At 62.3% G+C, this 17,777-nt stretch carries 1 protein-coding gene; it reads left to right on the forward strand.

What is annotated here, in order from left to right; translation table 11 throughout:
- Positions 1-49 precede the first annotated feature (49 nt).
- A complete protein-coding gene (locus D9M09_RS10655) occupies positions 50-17,776 on the forward strand; it encodes a hemagglutinin repeat-containing protein (protein ID WP_121669228.1) in 17,727 nt (5,908 codons plus the stop codon).
- Position 17,777 lies beyond the last annotated feature (1 nt).

Genomic DNA, 17,777 nt, shown 5'->3' on the forward strand with positions numbered 1-17,777 from the left:
AACACCTAGCGCAGCAAGTTTTGTTAGGTGTTCTCAACGAGAAGAATCCATGAATAAGCACCTGTACCGCATCATATTCAATCAACGCCGTGGCCAATTGATGGTGGTGGGCGAGAATGCCACGTCGCAAGGTAAAGCTCCTGGCGGCGAAAGTGTCATGAACGACGGTGCAGGGGGAGGTGGCGCGGAATTGACGCTGGCAACGTTGCGGCCGGCCTGCCTCGCGGTATTCAGTGCCTTGGGCATGCTGCTTTTTGTGACCGGTGCTGCGCATGGTCAGGTCGTGGCGGATCGCAATGCCCCGGGAGGCCAGCGTCCAACCGTGTTGCAGACAGCAAATGGCATACCGCAAGTGAATATCCAGACGCCGAGCGGGGCAGGCGTGTCGCGCAATACGTATAGCCAGTTTGACGTGCAGAGCAATGGCGTCATCCTGAATAACAGCCGTGGCAATACGCAAACCCAGACCGGTGGCTGGGTACAAGGCAATCCGTGGCTGGCCGGCGGCAGCGCGCGCGTCATCCTGAACGAAGTCAATTCCGCCAATCCCAGCCAGTTGCGCGGCTATGTCGAAGTGGCGGGACAACGCGCAGAGGTCATCATCGCCAATCCTTCCGGGGTAGCTGTGGATGGCGGCGGCTTTATCAACGCCAGCCGCGTGACGTTGACGACAGGTTCTCCCATTGTCAATGGCGGCAATCTCGACGGCTATGTGGTGCAGCGGGGCATGGTCACCGTCAGCGGCAGGGGACTGGATACGTCACAAAGCGATTACACGTCCATTCTGGCTCGGGCTGTGCAAGTGAATGCTGGCATATGGGCCAACGATCTGCGGGTCGTCACGGGCGCGAACCGGATGGATGCAAATCATGCGGTCGAGGCTGCCGCATCTGGCGATGGCGCGAAGCCTGCGTTTGCACTGGATGTCGCCCAGTTGGGCGGCATGTATGCCGGAAAAATTACACTGATAGGCACCGAGGCTGGTATCGGTACGCGTAACGCCGGAACCGTGGCCGCATCGGTGGGTAATGTGGTGCTGCATTCGGATGGTTGGATCAGCAACAGTGGCTATATTCAGTCTGGTGCTGAAGGTGGCCAGGTACAGGCCAGCGCAGCGGGGAATTTGCAAAATGCGGGCACGATTTATGCCGCAGGCGATACTGGTATTTCAAGCGGTGGTGATATCAGCAACAACGGCGTGATCGCTGCTGCTGGCAATACTGCGCTGCATGGAGGCGGCCGCGTTGATTCAGCCGCCGGTGCGGTGCTGGCTGCTGGCCTGAATGCTGACAATATGCTTCGTCCAACGGGCGATTTGACCGTCGAGGCAAATGCAGGTGCAGGTATCCATGGCATCGGCGCCGCGGGCAATACGGTGCGGATTGCGGCAACCGCAGTCGATCTCGCCGGGGCTAATCTGTCCGCCAGACAGCTTTCTGCCGTGGCAAGCCAGGGAGACCTGGATGCCCGGCACGCCGGGCTGGCCGCGCGCGACACGCTGGCGCTGCAGACCACGCGTTTACTGCGTACCGATGGTGCGCAGGCAACGGGCGGAGAGGTGAGTATTGCTGCGCATGACATATCGAATGTGGGGGGCCAGATTTTGCAACTTGGCGAAGGCGACCTTGCGCTTCGTCTGCCTGGTCAACTCGATAATAGTGCTGGACGGATTGCCACCAATAGCCACAACCTGACCGTGGATGTGGCGGCGCTGGTCAATACAGGCGGCAAGATCGAACATGCGGGCACGGGTGCCCTTGCTATTCATGCCGCCTCGCTGGCAAATCAGCGTGGACAGATAACCGGCAATGGCGACCTTGCGCTCGCGGCTGACGCAGTGGACCACCGCGAGGCGACGACGCTGGCCAGGCATCTGACTGTGCAAGCAGGTACGCTGGATAACCGCGGTGGCAGCCTCATTCAAACGGGAACCGAGCAAACAACGGTGGATGTTGCGCGGGGGCTGGAGAATAGCGGCGGCAGGCTGGAAACCAACGGCAGTCTTGGCCTGTCGGCAGCCAGTGTGCTGAGCGAGCATGGCCGCATTGCCGCAGCGCAGGCCGTCAACATGAACGTTGCCGGGGGCCTGAACAACACGGGCGGTGTGTTGGCTGCTGGACTTTCCCTGACCTTGAATGCTGGCGACGTGAACAATACGCGCGGCCAGATCCAGGCGGTATCCGGTGCGGCCAGCCTGGCCATCGGCGATTTGCGGAATACGGCCGGCAGCGTGTTTGCGGCGGGTGACCTGGCGATTGCGGCCGGCAAGGTCGACAACAGCGGCAGCCTGTACGCAGGCGCGCATCAAACGCTCAAGGCGACGGGTGCCATTGTGAATACGGGCGTGATCGCGGCGCAGGGCAATGCGACGCTCCAGGCGGCCAGCCTGGACAGTTCGGCATCGAGCCTGCTGGGCGCGGGCGTGAAGGCCGATGGCGGCTTGCTGGCGGCGGGCGACTTGCGCGTGACGACGGCACAGGCGCTGCTGGCCAAGGGACAAAACCTGGCGGCGGGCCAGCTGGCCCTGAGCGGCGCGGCGCTGGACCTGACGGGCAGCCAGACGGGCGCGGCGAACATCGCATTGACGGCGACACAGGGCGATGTGCTGACGCGCCAGGCACTGCTGACGACGCCGGGCACCCTGGCGGTGACGGCGGGAGCACATGCGGGCCAGACCCTGGTCAATGAACAGGGGCAACTGAGCGCGGGGCAGCTGGACTTGCAACTGAGTAACCTGGACAACCGCCGCGGCACCGTGGTGCAGACGGGCGCCGGCGATACGCGCATCGTGTTGAGCACGCCGGCCGGCGTACTGGACAACACCAGCGGCCGCATCGCCATCAACAGCGCGAATGCGACCCTGGATGCGGGCAAGCTGATGAATACGGATGGCAAGCTCGAACATGCGGGCAACGGCACGCTGGCGCTCCACGCGGCAACGCTCGATGGCGAGCGCGGCAGCATCCTCGGCAATGGCCTGGTGCGCATCGACGCGGGCATCATGCGGCATGACCAGGCCAGCACGGTGGGGCAGCAAGTGACGCTGCAGGCCGATAGCCTGAGCAACCGTGGCGGCCATGTGCTGCAGACGGGCAATGCGGCGATGACGGTAGCCACGACGGGACAGCTCGACAACAGCGGCGGCGAGATCGGTGGTAACGGCGGCGTGCAGGTGCGGGCCGGCGTGCTGGACAACAGCAAGGGCCGCATCACGTCCGCGGCTGTGGCATCTGTCGCCAGCAAGGGCGCTGTGAATAACACCGATGGCGTGCTGGCGGCGACCACCGACCTGCAGGTCGGCGGTGCCGCGCTGGACAATACGCGTGGTGTCGTGCAAACGGGCACCGGTGCCTTGGCGCTGGATGTGGCCAGCCTGCTGAACCAGCAGGGCACGCTGAGCGCGGGCACGGACCTGGCGGCCAGGGTCGGCGGGGATCTGAACAACTCCGGCTTGCTGTATGCGGGCCGCGACCAGCTCCTGGTCGTCGGCGGCACGCTCGGCAACAGCGGCTCGCTGGCGGCGGGGCGCGATGTCAGTGTGCAAGCAGGCAGCATCGACAGCAGCGGTTTGCTGGGCGCGGGCATGCGGGCCGATGGCACGCTGGGCCAGGCAGGCAGCCTGGTCGTGACGGCTACGCAGGCTTTGCGGGCGACAGGCCAGAACTTGGCAGGGGGCGACGCAGTGCTGGACGGCGCCGCGCTGGACCTGACGGGCAGCCAGAGCAGTGCTGCGAATATTGCGCTGACGGCGCGCGCAGGCGACGTCCTCACCAGCCAGGCGCAGGTGAGCACGGCAGGCTTGCTGGCGATCACGGCCAATGGCAACAATGGACAGGTACTGGTGAATGCGGGCGGCCAGCTGAGTGCGGGACAACTGGCGCTGGCGGCGGCCAATGTGCGCAATGTGAAGGGAACGATCGTGCAGTCGGGCGCGGGCAGTACCGTCATCGACACGGGCGTGCTGGACAATACGGGTGGGCGCATCGCCGTCAACAGCGGCAACTTGAGTCTGGGCGCAGGCGCGCTGACGAATATCGATGGCAAGATCGAACATGCGGGCACGGGCACGCTGGCGATTCGCGCCACGAACCTGTATGGACAGCGGGGCCAGATCTCAGGCAACGGTGCATTGGTCGTGACGGCCGATAGCTTCGACCACCGCGACGGCGCATTGCTGGCCAGGCAGGTGACGCTGCATACCGGCACCCTGGATAATCGCCAGGGCAGCGTCACGCAGACGGGAACTGGCAGTGGCAGCGTGGCGGCCACCGGTCATCTGGACAACCGTGGCGGCAAGATTGAAGGCAATGGCGACATGGCGCTGAGCGCCGACATGCTGTTGAATCAGAACGGGCGCCTGGCGTTCGCCGGCGCGGCCGAGATCGTTACTGGCTCGCTGGACAATACCGATGGAGGCGTGCTGGCAGGCGGCCTGAATATACGTGGCGGCGACGTGAACAATACGCGCGGCCAGATCCAGGCGGTATCCGGTGCGGCCAGCCTGGCCATCGGCGATTTGCGGAATACGGCCGGCAGCGTGTTTGCAGCGGGCGACCTGGCGATTGCGGCCGGCAAGGTCGACAACAGCGGCAGCCTGTACGCAGGCGCGCATCAAACGCTCAAGGCGACGGGCGCCATTGTGAACACGGGCGTGATCGCGGCGCAGGGCAATGCGACGATCCAGGCGGCCAGCCTGGACAGTTCGGCATCGAGCCTGCTGGGTGCGGGCGTGAAGGCCGATGGCGGCTTGCTGGCGACGGGCGACTTGCGCGTGACGACGGCACAGGCGCTGCTGGCCAAGGGACAAAACCTGGCGGCGGGCCAGCTGGCCCTGAGCGGCGCGGCGCTGGACCTGACGGGCAGCCAGACGGGCGCGGCGAACATCGCATTGACGGCGACACAGGGCGATGTGCTGACGCGCCAGGCACTGCTGACGACGCCGGGCACCCTGGCGGTGACGGCGGGAGCACATGCGGGCCAGACCCTGGTCAATGAACAGGGGCAACTGAGCGCGGGGCAGCTGGACTTGCAACTGAGTAACCTGGACAACCGCCGCGGCACCGTGGTGCAGACGGGCGCCGGCGATACGCGCATCGTGTTGAGCACGCCGGCCGGCGTACTGGACAACACCAGCGGCCGCATCGCCGTCAACAGCGCGAATGCGACCCTGGATGCGGGCAAGCTGATGAATACGGATGGCAAGCTCGAACATGCGGGCAACGGCACGCTGGCTCTCCACGCGGCAACGCTCGATGGCGAGCGCGGCAGCATCCTCGGCAATGGCCTGGTGCGCATCGACGCGGGCATCATGCGGCATGACCAGGCCAGCACGGTGGGGCAGCAAGTGACGCTGCAGGCCGATAGCCTGAGCAACCGTGGCGGCCATGTGCTGCAGACGGGCGATGCGGCGATGACGGTAGCCACGACGGGACAGCTCGACAACAGCGGCGGCGAGATCGGCGGCAACGGCGGCGTGCAGGTGCGGGCAGGCGTACTCGACAACAGCAAGGGCCGCATCACGTCCGCGGCTGCGGCATCTGTCGCCAGCAAGGGCGCTGTGAATAACACCGATGGCGTGCTGGCGGCGACCACCGACCTGCAGGTCGGTGGTACCGCGCTGGACAATACGCGTGGTGTCGTGCAAACGGGCACCGGTGCCTTGGCGCTGGATGTGGCCAGCCTGCTGAACCAGCAGGGCACGCTGAGCGCGGGCACGGACCTGGCGGCCAGGGTCAGTGGCGATCTGAACAACTCCGGCTTGCTGTATGCGGGCCGCGACCAGCAGCTGACCGTGGGCGGTCTGCTGAACAACACGGCTTCCATCGCCGCCGCCAATCACACAACGATCTCCGCTGGCAGCGTCACCAGCAGCGGCTTGCTGGGTGCCGGCATGAAAGCGGATGGCAGCCTGGGTACGGCAGGCAATCTGACCGTCAACGCGGATGGCGTGCTGCAAGCGAGCGGGCAGAACCTGGCGGCGGGCAGCGCCGTGCTAATGGGTTCCAGCGTAGATCTGTCGGCCAGCCAAACGGGCGCTGGCAATATCGCCATCACCGCGCGCAGCGGCGACGTACTGACAAACAAGGCAGTCATTTCCGCCAGCAACGTGCTGGCCATCACCGCCAATGCCAATAATGCCCAGGCGTTGGTGAACAGCCAGGGTCAGCTGGTGGCGGGCCAATTGCAGTTGAATGTGGCGAATCTGGACAATGCCAGCGGCGACATCGTGCAGACGGGCACAGGCGATACCGTGATTACCACCGTTAAGCTGGACAACACGGCCGGCCGCATCGCCGTCAACAGTAATAACCTGGCCCTGAACGCGACGGTGTTGACGAACCTTAACGGCAAGCTGGAGCATGCAGGTGCGGGCATACTGTCCATCAACGCGGGCCAGTTCAACAACCAGTTCGGCAAGATCACGGGCAATGGCAAGCTCGACATCACGGCAGTCGCCTTCGATCACCGCAATGCGACGACGGTGGCGAATCAGATGACCGTCAACGCCGGCAGTCTGGATAATCGCGCCGGCAGTCTGGCGCAGACGGGCGCGGGCATGCTGACGGTGACTGCCACCGGGCAGCTGGACAATACGGGCGGCAAGATCGAGAGCAATGGCGATGCATTGGTGAAAGCTGGCGCCTTGCTGAACAATACGGGCCGCGTCGTGGCGGCGCAAGATGTCGAATTGAAAGCGGGAAGCCTGGACAATACGGAAGGCACGGTGGCGGCCGGGCGTCACTTGGTCTTGAACGGTGGTGACATCGACAATACCAAGGGGCAATTGCAAGCCGTTGCCGGTAACGCGACCTTGAATTTCGGCAAGTTCCACAACACTGCTGGCAGCGTGTTTGCAGGCGCCAACTTGAACGCCACGCTTTCCAGCTTGAATAACACGGGCAGCATGTATGCTGCCGGGAATCAATCCATTACCGTCAGCGGCGGCGTCGCCAATACGGGTGTGATTGCGGCGCAAGGCAATACCAGTCTTACGGCCAATAGCCTCGATAGCAGTGCAAGCAGCTTGATCGGTGCAGGCATGCAGGCCGATGGCAAGCTGGGCGCGGTTGGTGACTTGAAGATCAATACCGCGCACACGCTGGCCGCACATGGCCAGAACCTGGCGGCCGGCGTGGCGAACCTGTCGGGTGCCAATGTGGATATCACGGGCAGCCAGACCGGTGCAACGCAGATTAGCCTGGCCGCGACGAGCGGCGATGTGTTGGCCGCCAAGGCCGTGGTGAGCACGCCGGGCACGCTGACGGTCCGCGCGCACGATACCTTGCGCAATACGGAAGGGCAACTCAGTGCCGGCCAGCTTGACCTGCACGTGGGTCACCTGGATAACACCAAGGGCACCGTGATCCAGACGGGCACGGGCGACACCGTCATCCAGACGGGCAAACTGGACAATAGCGTGGGACGCATCGCCGTCAATAGTAATAATTTGATCTTGGGCACGGCCAGCTTGACGAATGCGGGCGGCACGATCGAGCATGCGGGTGCAGGTAGCCTGGCCATCACGGCGGCCACCTTGCAGGGCGCAGGCGGCAGCATCATCGGCAATGGCGCCGTCGATCTCAAGGCCGGTCTGTTTGACCATGCCAACGCCACCACCACGGGGCGGTCCCTGAGCGTGCAGGCTGACAGCTTGAGCAACCGGGGTGGCCATTTGCTGCAGACGGGCGCGGGCGGTATGACGGTGGCCGTCACTGGCCAGCTCGATAATACGAATGGGGAGATGGCCGGCAACGGCGTGTTGTCGCTGCAGACCGGCAGCCTGGACAATACCAAGGGCAAAATCACCTCGGCAACGTCCGCCGACATCGTCAGCACTGGCGCACTCGTCAATACCGACGGCGTGATCGCGGCGGCGACCGATCTGCACCTGGGCGGCGCCATCGACAATACGCGCGGCCTGCTGCAGGCAGGCACGGGCGCCTTGAGCCTGGATGCGGCCAGCGTGCGCAACGTACAAGGCACACTCGGCGCGGGCACGGATATCACGGCCAAGGTCAGCGGCGACGTCCTCAACGCTGGCGTGCTGTATGCGGGCCGCAACCAGACCCTGGAGATCGGTGGTTTGCTCAGCAATACCGGTTCGCTGGCGGCCCTGGGCAATACGGCGATCACGGCGGGCAGCCTGGGCGGCAATGGATTGCTGGCGGCAGGCATGCGCGCCGATGGCAGCTTTGCCTCGGCTGGCGATTTGACGGTGAAAACGGCCGGCGCCTTGCAAGCTGGCGGCCAGAACATGGCGGCGGGCCAGTTGCAATTGACGGGCGGGTCGGTCGACGTGGGCGGCAGCCAGACCAGCGCAGCCAATGTCGGCTTGACGGCCTTTGCGGGCAATGTGACGACCAGCAAGGCCATCGTATCGACGAATGGCTTGCTGGCCATCACGGCGAATGCCGCCAATGGGCAGGCATTGGTGAACCAAAGCGGCAGCCTGAGCGCCGGGCAGCTGGCCTTGCGCGTTGCCAATCTGGACAATACCAAGGGTACCTTGATACAGACGGGCACGGGCGACACGGTCATCGAGACGGGCAAGCTGGATAACACCGGCGGGCGCATCGCCGTCAACAGCTCCAATCTGCGCCTGCAGGCGGGCGACCTGACGAATATCGATGGCAAGATCGAACATGCGGGCAAGGGCTTGCTGGATATCCGCGCCACGAATCTTTACGGCCAGCGTGGCCAGCTCACGGGTAATGGCGCGCTGCAAGTGGCGGCCGATTACGTCGATCACCGCAATGCCAGCACGATTGCGCGCCAGCTGACGGTGACGAGCGGTGCCCTGGACAATCGTCAGGGCGAAATCATCCAGTTAGGAACCGACCTGGCGAGCATCGTTGCCACGCGTAGTCTGGACAACAGCGGCGGCAAGATCGAGGGCAATGGCGATGTGCAGGTCGAAACGGCGACCCTGCTCAACGACCATGGCCGTCTTGTTTCGGCACAGAATCTCGGTGTGAACGCCAGTACGGCTTTGAACAATACTGAGGGAAATATTCTGGGTGGGCGCAAGCTGACATTGCGCGGTGGTGCAGTGGATAATACGCGCGGCCAGATCCAGGCGCTCGATGGCAATGCGGAGCTGGCTATCGGCGACCTGAACAATAATGGCGGCAAGGTGTTTGCCAGTATCGACCTGAATACGGTTGCCGCCAACGTCGTCAACAGCGGCAGCCTGTATGCTGGTGCCAACCAGACTCTGCGTGCCTCGGGCGATGTCAGCAATACTGGCACTATCCTGGCGCAAGGACACAACACGATCAATGCAGGCAGTCTGACCGGTTCCGCGTCGAGTTTGCTGGCTGCGGGCGTCAAGGCCGATGGCAGTTTGTTGGCCGCAGGCAACCTGAACGTGACGACGGCCCAGGCCTTGCGCGCCTCCGGTCAGAATCTGGCTGCGGGCAACATGGTTTTCAGCGGTGCTACGGTGGATGTGACGGGCAGCCAAACCAGTGCGTCGAACATCGCGCTGAACGCGAGCGCGGGTGACGTCTCCACCAGCGGCGCCGTGGTAACGACCCTTGGCACACTTGAAGTCCATGCCGCCAATCACTATGGCCAGCGTTGGGAGAACGGCCGCGGCCAGGTCAGCGCAGGTCAATTGACCGTGCAAGTGGCGAACCTGGGCAATGTACAGGGCAGCATCATCCAGACGGGCAGTGGCGCCAGTTCGCTCAACCTCACTTCGCCCGGCGGCGTACTCGATAATACGAGCGGACGCATCGCCGTCAACAGCGTCAGTTTGAACCTGAACGCTGGCGTGCTGGCAAATACGGACGGCAAGATCGAACATGCGGGTAGCGGAACATTGACGATGCATGCAGGCCAGATCAGCGGCCAGCGGGGCCAGATCACCTCGAATGGCAGTCTGGACATGACCGCGGCGGCGCTTGACCATCGCAATGCCAGCACGATCGCGCAGCAGGTAACGATCTCATCCGATACGCTCGACAATCGTCAAGGAAATATTACCCAACTCGGCCTCGGACAGACCGCTATCGGCGCCAGCCAGAGCCTGGATAACCGCGGCGGCACGATCGCCAGCAATGGCAGCACCAGCATCGCTGCCTACTCCTTGAATAACCAGGGCGGCACGTTGCAGGCGGCTGGCAGCGGCAGCCTGGATATTCGCGGTGGCGGCACGCTGGACAACAGCAAGAGTGGCGTGATCGCAGCCGGCGGCAATTTCACGGCGGCGGTGGGCGAGCTGTTGAACCAGGGCGGCAAACTGACGGCTGGCGGTACGCTGCACGCCAGCGCGGCCCAGGTGCTGCGCAACGAGGCCGGCTTGCTGGCCGCGACGGGTAACGTCGAACTGGCGGCTGGGTTCCTGGACAATACCGGCGGTAAGGTTGCCACAGTGGCAGGTAACTTGAATGTCATCAGCGGCGGCGTCTTGAAAAACGACGGCGGCACGCTGCAGGCCGTTGGCGACATCACGCTTCGGAGTGCTGACTTGAGCAATACGGTCGCTGCCGGACAAGGCGCCGCCGGTATGATTGTTGGCAAGAATATCCGGATCGATACGGGCCTATGGGCGCTGGATAACCATCTGGGCACCATCGCCGCCAGCGAGACGCTGAGCGTGTACTCCGGCCCGTTGACGAATGACGGCGGCCTGTTGCAGTCTGGCGCTGGCATGCGCATCGACACGCGCGGCCAGGTCCTGAGCAACGGTAGCGCGGGCGCCTATGCTGCGCGCAACCAGGGCAATGCCGGCGGCATCGTCAGCGGTGGCGACGCCGTTCTGTCGATAGGCAGCTGGAACAACACGGCAGGTTATTTCGGTGCGGCAGGGGCGATCAGCGGCACCACCGGTTTGATCAACAATGCGGGTGGGCAGATCGTCGGCCAATCCAGCCTGGCGTTGTCTGGCGCTGGCCTCGATAACCAGAATGGCCAGATACAGGTGGTGGGCAAGCTGTCGTTCGCTACTCCCGGCGGCATCGACAACCGGAATGGATTGATACGCTCCGGCGCCACGGTCAGCCTGACGGCGGGCACGATCGACAACAGCACGACGCAAGGCAGTAACCAGGGTATCGAGGCGATTAACGCCATCCTGACGACGGGCTCGCTGAGCAACCGGGCGGGAGCGTTGCGCACCGATGGCAATCTGGATATCGTCGGCTCAGGTGTTTTTGATAATACACAAGGTCTGGCCAGCGCCGGCAGGGCGCTGAGCGTGGCCGATCTGGCGGCGAACCGCAGCCTTGCCATCATCAATACGGGAGGGACGGTGATTGCCGGCGCGCTGGCCGATGTGCGTGCCGCCAGTCTGACGGGCGATGGACGCCTGTTGTCGCAGCTGGACATGAACCTCGATCTGAGCGGTGGCTATAGCCATGGCGCCGGTGCGGAGCTCGTCGCCAACCGCAACCTTGGCATCGCCACCGGTGGTCAATTCCTGAACATGGGCAAAGTGCGCGCGGGCGGCACATTGACCCTGCGTACCAATTCCAACATCGATAACACGGCCTACGGTGACATCAGCGCGACCATCACACGCCTCAGTGCCGGCGGTCTGCTGGTGAATCGGGGCGTGATCGACGGTGTTGCCACTGAGATTAATGCAAACATCATTCATAACATTGGCACCGGACGCATCTATGGTGATCAGCTCAGCATTGGTGCCGGGACCCTGAACAATGATGTGGAAAATGGTGTTGCCGCGACCATCGCTGCGCGCAACGACCTGCAGATTGGCGCACAAACCATCAATAACTTCGAACACGCGCTGATTTTCAGCGCCAACAGCCTGTCTATCGGTGGCAGTATTGACGGCAATCGCCAGGCGACCGGGCGCACGGCGGTCTTGAACAACGCCAGCGCCACCATCGAAGCGTTGGGCAGCCTGAGCATGAGCGCTGCCCAGATCAATAATCTGAATAAGCATATTCAGATGAAAATGTCCTCATCGACGAAACAGGAGTCCGTGACCGAGTACCAGGGCGCCGGCGCGGCGAAACGCTATGTCGCCGGCACGCCGGGCGTGGAGACATATGATGACGAGTCGCTGCATCTGCGCACGCCAGATGGCACGTATGAAGTGTGGACGCTCTACAAGACCACGCGTACTTCGCGCCAGAGCGAGATCGTCAGTTCCGACCCCGGGCGCATCATTGCTGGCGGCAATATCTCCATCAGTGCCGACCTGGTTGCCAACGAAGACAGCCATATCATCGCGGGCGGGCTGCTGGACATGCATGGCAGCCGCATCAGGAATGGACAGACGCAGGGACAGAAAATCAGTACTGACAAAGGTACGGCGACCCTATACAAGCGAAAGTTCAAAAAAGGGCGCGATAGTACCAGCATTGGAAAACCGGCGGCTTTTACCGGGGCCGAGAAAACCGAGAGCATCACTCTTAACATTGCGCGGGAAGAACAGTTTGCCACGCCGCAGGGCAGCGGCATCAGCTTGTCCGGCGCCGCTACTGGCGGCGTCAATGCCTCCACCAGCGCGGCCGGCGCGGCCAGCGCGCAAGTGCAGGGCAAGGCCATTGTCAGCGTGCTGGCAGGCCTGGCCGGGGTTGACAATGCGGCAGGCCGTCAGGCCGGCGCGGCCAGCGGCGGCAGTGGGCCGAACGGAACGACGCGGGTGGCGGGGGCCGGCCTGGGCGGCACTGTCGGCAGCGTCTCCGGGAGCGCAGTCGATGCGGTTCAACAAGGCAATGGCCCGACTGGTGCTTACCCGGGCGCCATTGCGCTTGGCACGGCGGCAACGGGTGCCATGGCCCAAGAGATGCAGCATGTCGGCGGTACAGCTTCAACTACTGGCACGGATCGCCTCGGCCAGGCCGGCCAGGGGGGATTCGTTCGTACGGTCGCCGGCGCGCTTGCCGCCACCGTGACAGGTTCGAATCAGCTTGGCCAGGTCAGCCTGGCGTCCGGGAGCACGACTAGCATCGGCAATGCCTCCGGAGGCGTTTCCGCGGCGACCGGCGTCGGTGGCGTGCCGGGTGCGGCGCGCGGGGCCGGCGTCACGGAAGCGGCACTGGGCGTGCTGCCCGCCGACATGCAGGTGGGGCGCGTGACGGGGGCGGATGCACACGGCCAGGCCAGCCTGGCGCCGGCGGGCAGCACCAGCATCGGCAATGCATCCGGCACCGCCGCGCAGGCTGCCGGCCTGGGTGGCGTACCGGGCCAGACACGCCTGCCCGGCATTGCGCAAGTGGCGCTTACGGACGCTTCCGGCCGGGCGCAGTTCGTGCGCACCAGCAGCCCGTCAACGGCCTTGCCCAATGCAAGCCTGTTCCGCACCTTGCCGTCGCTGTCGTCGCGTTACCTGGTCGAGACGGATCCGCGCTTTGCCAATTTCCGCGAATGGACAGGTTCCGACTATCTGCTCAATCAGGTCAAGGTGGACCCGTCGGTGACGCAAAAACGCCTGGGTGACGGCTTCTATGAACAAAAGCTGATCCGCGAACAGGTGGCGCAGTTGACGGGGCAGCGCTTTGTCGGCGACTACACGAACGACGAGCAGCAATACCGTGCCTTGATGGACGCCGGCGTGGCATATGCGAAGAATTACGATCTGCATCCTGGTGTTGCATTGACGGCCGAGCAAATGGCAGCGCTGACGAGCGATATTGTCTGGCTGGTCGAACGCGACGTGGCGCTGCCAGATGGCTCGGTGCAGAAAGCGCTGGTACCGCAAATTTATCTGCGCCTGCGTGAAGGAGACCTGGACGGTAGCGGAGCACTGCTGGCCGGCAAGGACATCAATATCAATCTGTCGGGCGACCTGACCAACAGTGGCACGATTGCCGGGCGCAGCGTTGTCAAGTTGACCGCGGACAATGTGGAAAACATGGGTGGCCGCCTGAACGGCGACGCCGTCGCCGTGGCCGCAAGGAACGACCTGAACAATATCGGCGGCACGATCTCGGCCAACAGCGAGTTGATCGCTACCGCCGGGCGCGACATCCATATTGCCAGCACCACGCACAGTGCCAGCAGCAGCGCTGGAGGCAACAGTTTCAGCCGCACGGATATCGACCGGGTGGCGGGGCTGTACGTGACCGGTGATGGCAGCAGTGGCGGCGGAACGCTGGTGGTGTCTGCGGGCCGCGACGTGAGCATGCTTGCCGGGGTCATCGGCAATGCCGGCAAGGATGGCCAGACCATCGTCAATGCCGGCCGCGACATCAACCTGGGAACCTTGACGACGGCCAGCAGCAGCAGCCTGAGCTGGGATGCGAAAAACTACCGCAAGGACAGCAGCAGTACCGAGGTGGGTAGCCAGATCCAGGGCAGTGGCAGCATTGTGCTGCAGGCCGGCATCGATCTGACTGCCCGGGCAGCCGATGTGCAGGCAGGCGCGGGCCTGTCTGTGACGGCGGGCCATGACATCGTGCTGAGCGCTGGCACGAACCAGCTTACCGTCGACGAGGGACATGTACAGACCGGCAAGGGTTTCCTGAACAAGAAGACCATTACCACGCGCGACATGCTGGACCTGGGTACCTCGGCCGGCAGTGCTTTTGGCGGCGCTACGGTGGCGTTTGCTGCAGGCAACGACATCAAGCTTACGGGCGCGCAAATTCTCAGCGATGGCTCCGCCAGTTTGCTGGCGAAGAACGATATCAGCATAGCCGCGGCAAGCGAAACGAGCAAGGAACTGCACCACCGCGACGTCAAGGAAAGCGGCTTCATGAGCGGTGGCGGTTTTGGCTTCAGTTATGGCACGCGCACCACGACTACCGACCAGGAGCGTGACGCCGTCATCCAGAGCGGCCAGGCGCGCAGCACCGTGGGTTCGACCAGCGGCGCCTTGACTATCGTTGCAGGCAAGGACCTGAAGATCGGCGGCAGCGATATTGTCGCGGCCACTGACCTGAACCTGGCGGGCACCAGCGTGAAAATTACGCCGGGACAAGATAGTGATAAGGGGAAATTCGAGACCAAGACCACGCAGGATGGCTTTACCGTCGCCTTGGGCGGCAGCGTGGTGAGCGCCATCCAGACCTTGCAAACCATGAGCACGGCAGCCAGCACGGCGAAGAACAGCCGGGTGACGGCCATGGCTGCGGCGACCACGGCCATGGCGGCGAACGCCGCGGCCAAGGACATGATGAAGGAAGGCGGACCAAGCATCAGCATCAGCCTGACGGCGGGCCATTCGGAAAGCCAGCAGACGCAAACGACGGCGAGCACCACGCACAGCGGCAGCGTGTTGACGGGCAACAATATCAACATCACGGCCACGGGTGGCGGCAAGGATAGCAATATCACCATCCTGGGCAGCGACCTGAACGCGAAGAACGATATCCGCCTGCATGCCGACAACAACGCCAATCTGCTGGCCGCGCAGGATACGGAAAGCCAGCACAGCAAGAGCTCAAGCATGAGTGCATCGGTGGGCGTGCAAGCCATTGTCAGCACCAAGGGCACCTCGTTCGGCTTCACGGCCAGCGTCAGCGGCAGCAAGGGGCATGAGGACGGCGATGGCACGACGCAGCTCAACACGCATGTGAACGCGGGCGACAAGCTGATCATCAGCAGCGGCGGCGACACCAACATCAAGGGCGCCGTGGCCAGCGCCAACCAGGTAATTGCCGACATCAAGGGCAACCTGAACCTGGAAAGCCTGCAGGACACGGCCAAGTTCGACAGCAAGAGCCAGAGCATCTCCGCCAGCGGTACCGTCGGCTTTGGCGCCAGCGTCAGCGGCAGTTATAGCCAGAGCAAGATGCATAACGACTACGCCAGCGTGCAGGAGCAGAGCGGCATCAAGGCGGGTGACGGCGGCTTCCAGATCAAGGTGGGTGGCAATACGGACTTGAAGGGTGCCGTCATCAGCGCCACGGAGGCGGGCAAGCTTGACAGCAGCTTGATTACCTCGACTTTGACGCATAGTGATATTGCCAATCATGCGATTTCGAAGGGGAGCAGTGTTGGGGTGTCGGGAGGAGTGTCGTTCGCAGGCACGGGGCCTAAGAACGATAACCTCACCAACGTCGGCGGCGAGAAGGATGCCAAAACCGCAGGTTTGCCTATTATCGTGGGGACTAGCGAAAATGCCAGCAGCACCACGCGCAGCGGCATCAGCGGCGGCACACTCGTCATCACAGACGACGCGGCCCAGCGCGCGGCGACCGGCAAGGGAGCGGAAGAAACTATCGCGGGTGTGAACCGCGATGTGACGACCGGTGTGGATAGCAGCGGCAAGATCGGCAATAATTTCGACAAATCCAAGCTGCAGGCGACGATGGATGTAACGGCGGCGTTTGCGGCGGCGGCGGCAAATGAGGTGGAGGAGTACGCCAAAGACAAGCTGGCGGAAGCATTTGATTTGAAGGACGCAGCGTTTCGTGAGCCTGACAAGACGAAAAGAGACGAAATGTTGCTCCAGGCAGCAAAGATTGAAAGCGATTGGGCTGAGGGGGGCACTTCCCGACTGCTGGCCTCCACGGCGATTGGTGCGCTGAGCGGTGGTTTGACTGGGGCGGCAGTGAATGCCGCTGGCACCAGTGCTTCTGGCTTACTCAATCGTCCAAAATTACCGGATTCTTTCAAGTTGTTGTCATTAGAGCAGCAGGCCCAAATTGGGTATATCGGAGCTGAGTTAGGCCTCAATGCGTCTAGTTCACCTGATGAATATAAAGTATTGAAGGAAGTGACTGATCTGCAGCACGACCCTTCATTGCAAGATATTTCGCCCGCTGAAAGACTGCGTCGAGTAGACAATTATTTGAGCTTACGAGGGGCAACAGCTGAGCAAATTGCAAATATCCATGAATCTTATGTGCGGGCAGGTTTCATTAAAAATCCTAATGTAGAGATGCACACCGTTCCTGCTTCGGACGTTTCGAATGAAAATTTATCAGATGCGAGCAGTGCGGTGCCAGACGCATTCTTGCTATTTCGACATCTCGACAAAGGTTCCCAGCATGTCGGGACTGCGGTCAAGGAATTTGGTAATTTTATTGAGAGTAAGCCTGAAGCGAAACTTGTCTTGGCCGGGGCGGACTTCATGGCCGGACCTGTGATGTTTGGTGTCAAGCGGGTTCCCGTAGTAGAAAAAATGATCGACAAGGCGACAGGGGAAGTGACCAACTTCCTTGCTGGAGGATTTGAACGAGCAGGCTACGTAGGCAGCGATGTTGACGATGGCGCCATTGGCACTACTGTTATACTGTCGACTGGTATTGGTGGTATTGTTGATGCAGTCAAAAAACTGGGGAAATCCATTGATTTTTCGCGCAATACTGCTCAGGTAGCAGAGCGAACTATCGACACTAGCCAAATTCCTATACGAAATGCGGAATTGATTGGCGCGGATGGAAAAGTCATAGCGCGCCAGAATCCGTTGACCAATGCATGGGAGCCTAGTGTTCCTGCTTTGTCGAAGGATGGGGAAGCCGCCGCAAATAAGGCTGCTAACGTGAGATCTTACCCTGATGGCAGTTTGCGTACGCCAGATGGAAAATTTTCGAGTGTTAGCGGCGCGCCTGCACCCGGTACAGTTAATGCCAGTAACTATGCTGATTTTTTAAGGTCAAATGGTGTAAATGTAGTGGGCACCGAGCTGGAAGTTGCCGGTCCACTCGGAGTTCGCAAATATGACATCATGACCAGAAATCCTGATAATTCATTATTTGGAATTGAAATTAAGAGCGGCGGTGCACGTGCTACACCATACCAAGCATTTTCGGATATGCATGTGAATCGATTTGGAGCAGTTGGGACTGGCCGTATTGGCGGGCAGCCAGTGACTGGTTCGATGACGATATATTTACCTTCAGGAGGTCATTAAT

Source organism: Janthinobacterium agaricidamnosum, assembly GCF_003667705.1.
GTDB lineage: Bacteria > Pseudomonadota > Gammaproteobacteria > Burkholderiales > Burkholderiaceae_D > Janthinobacterium.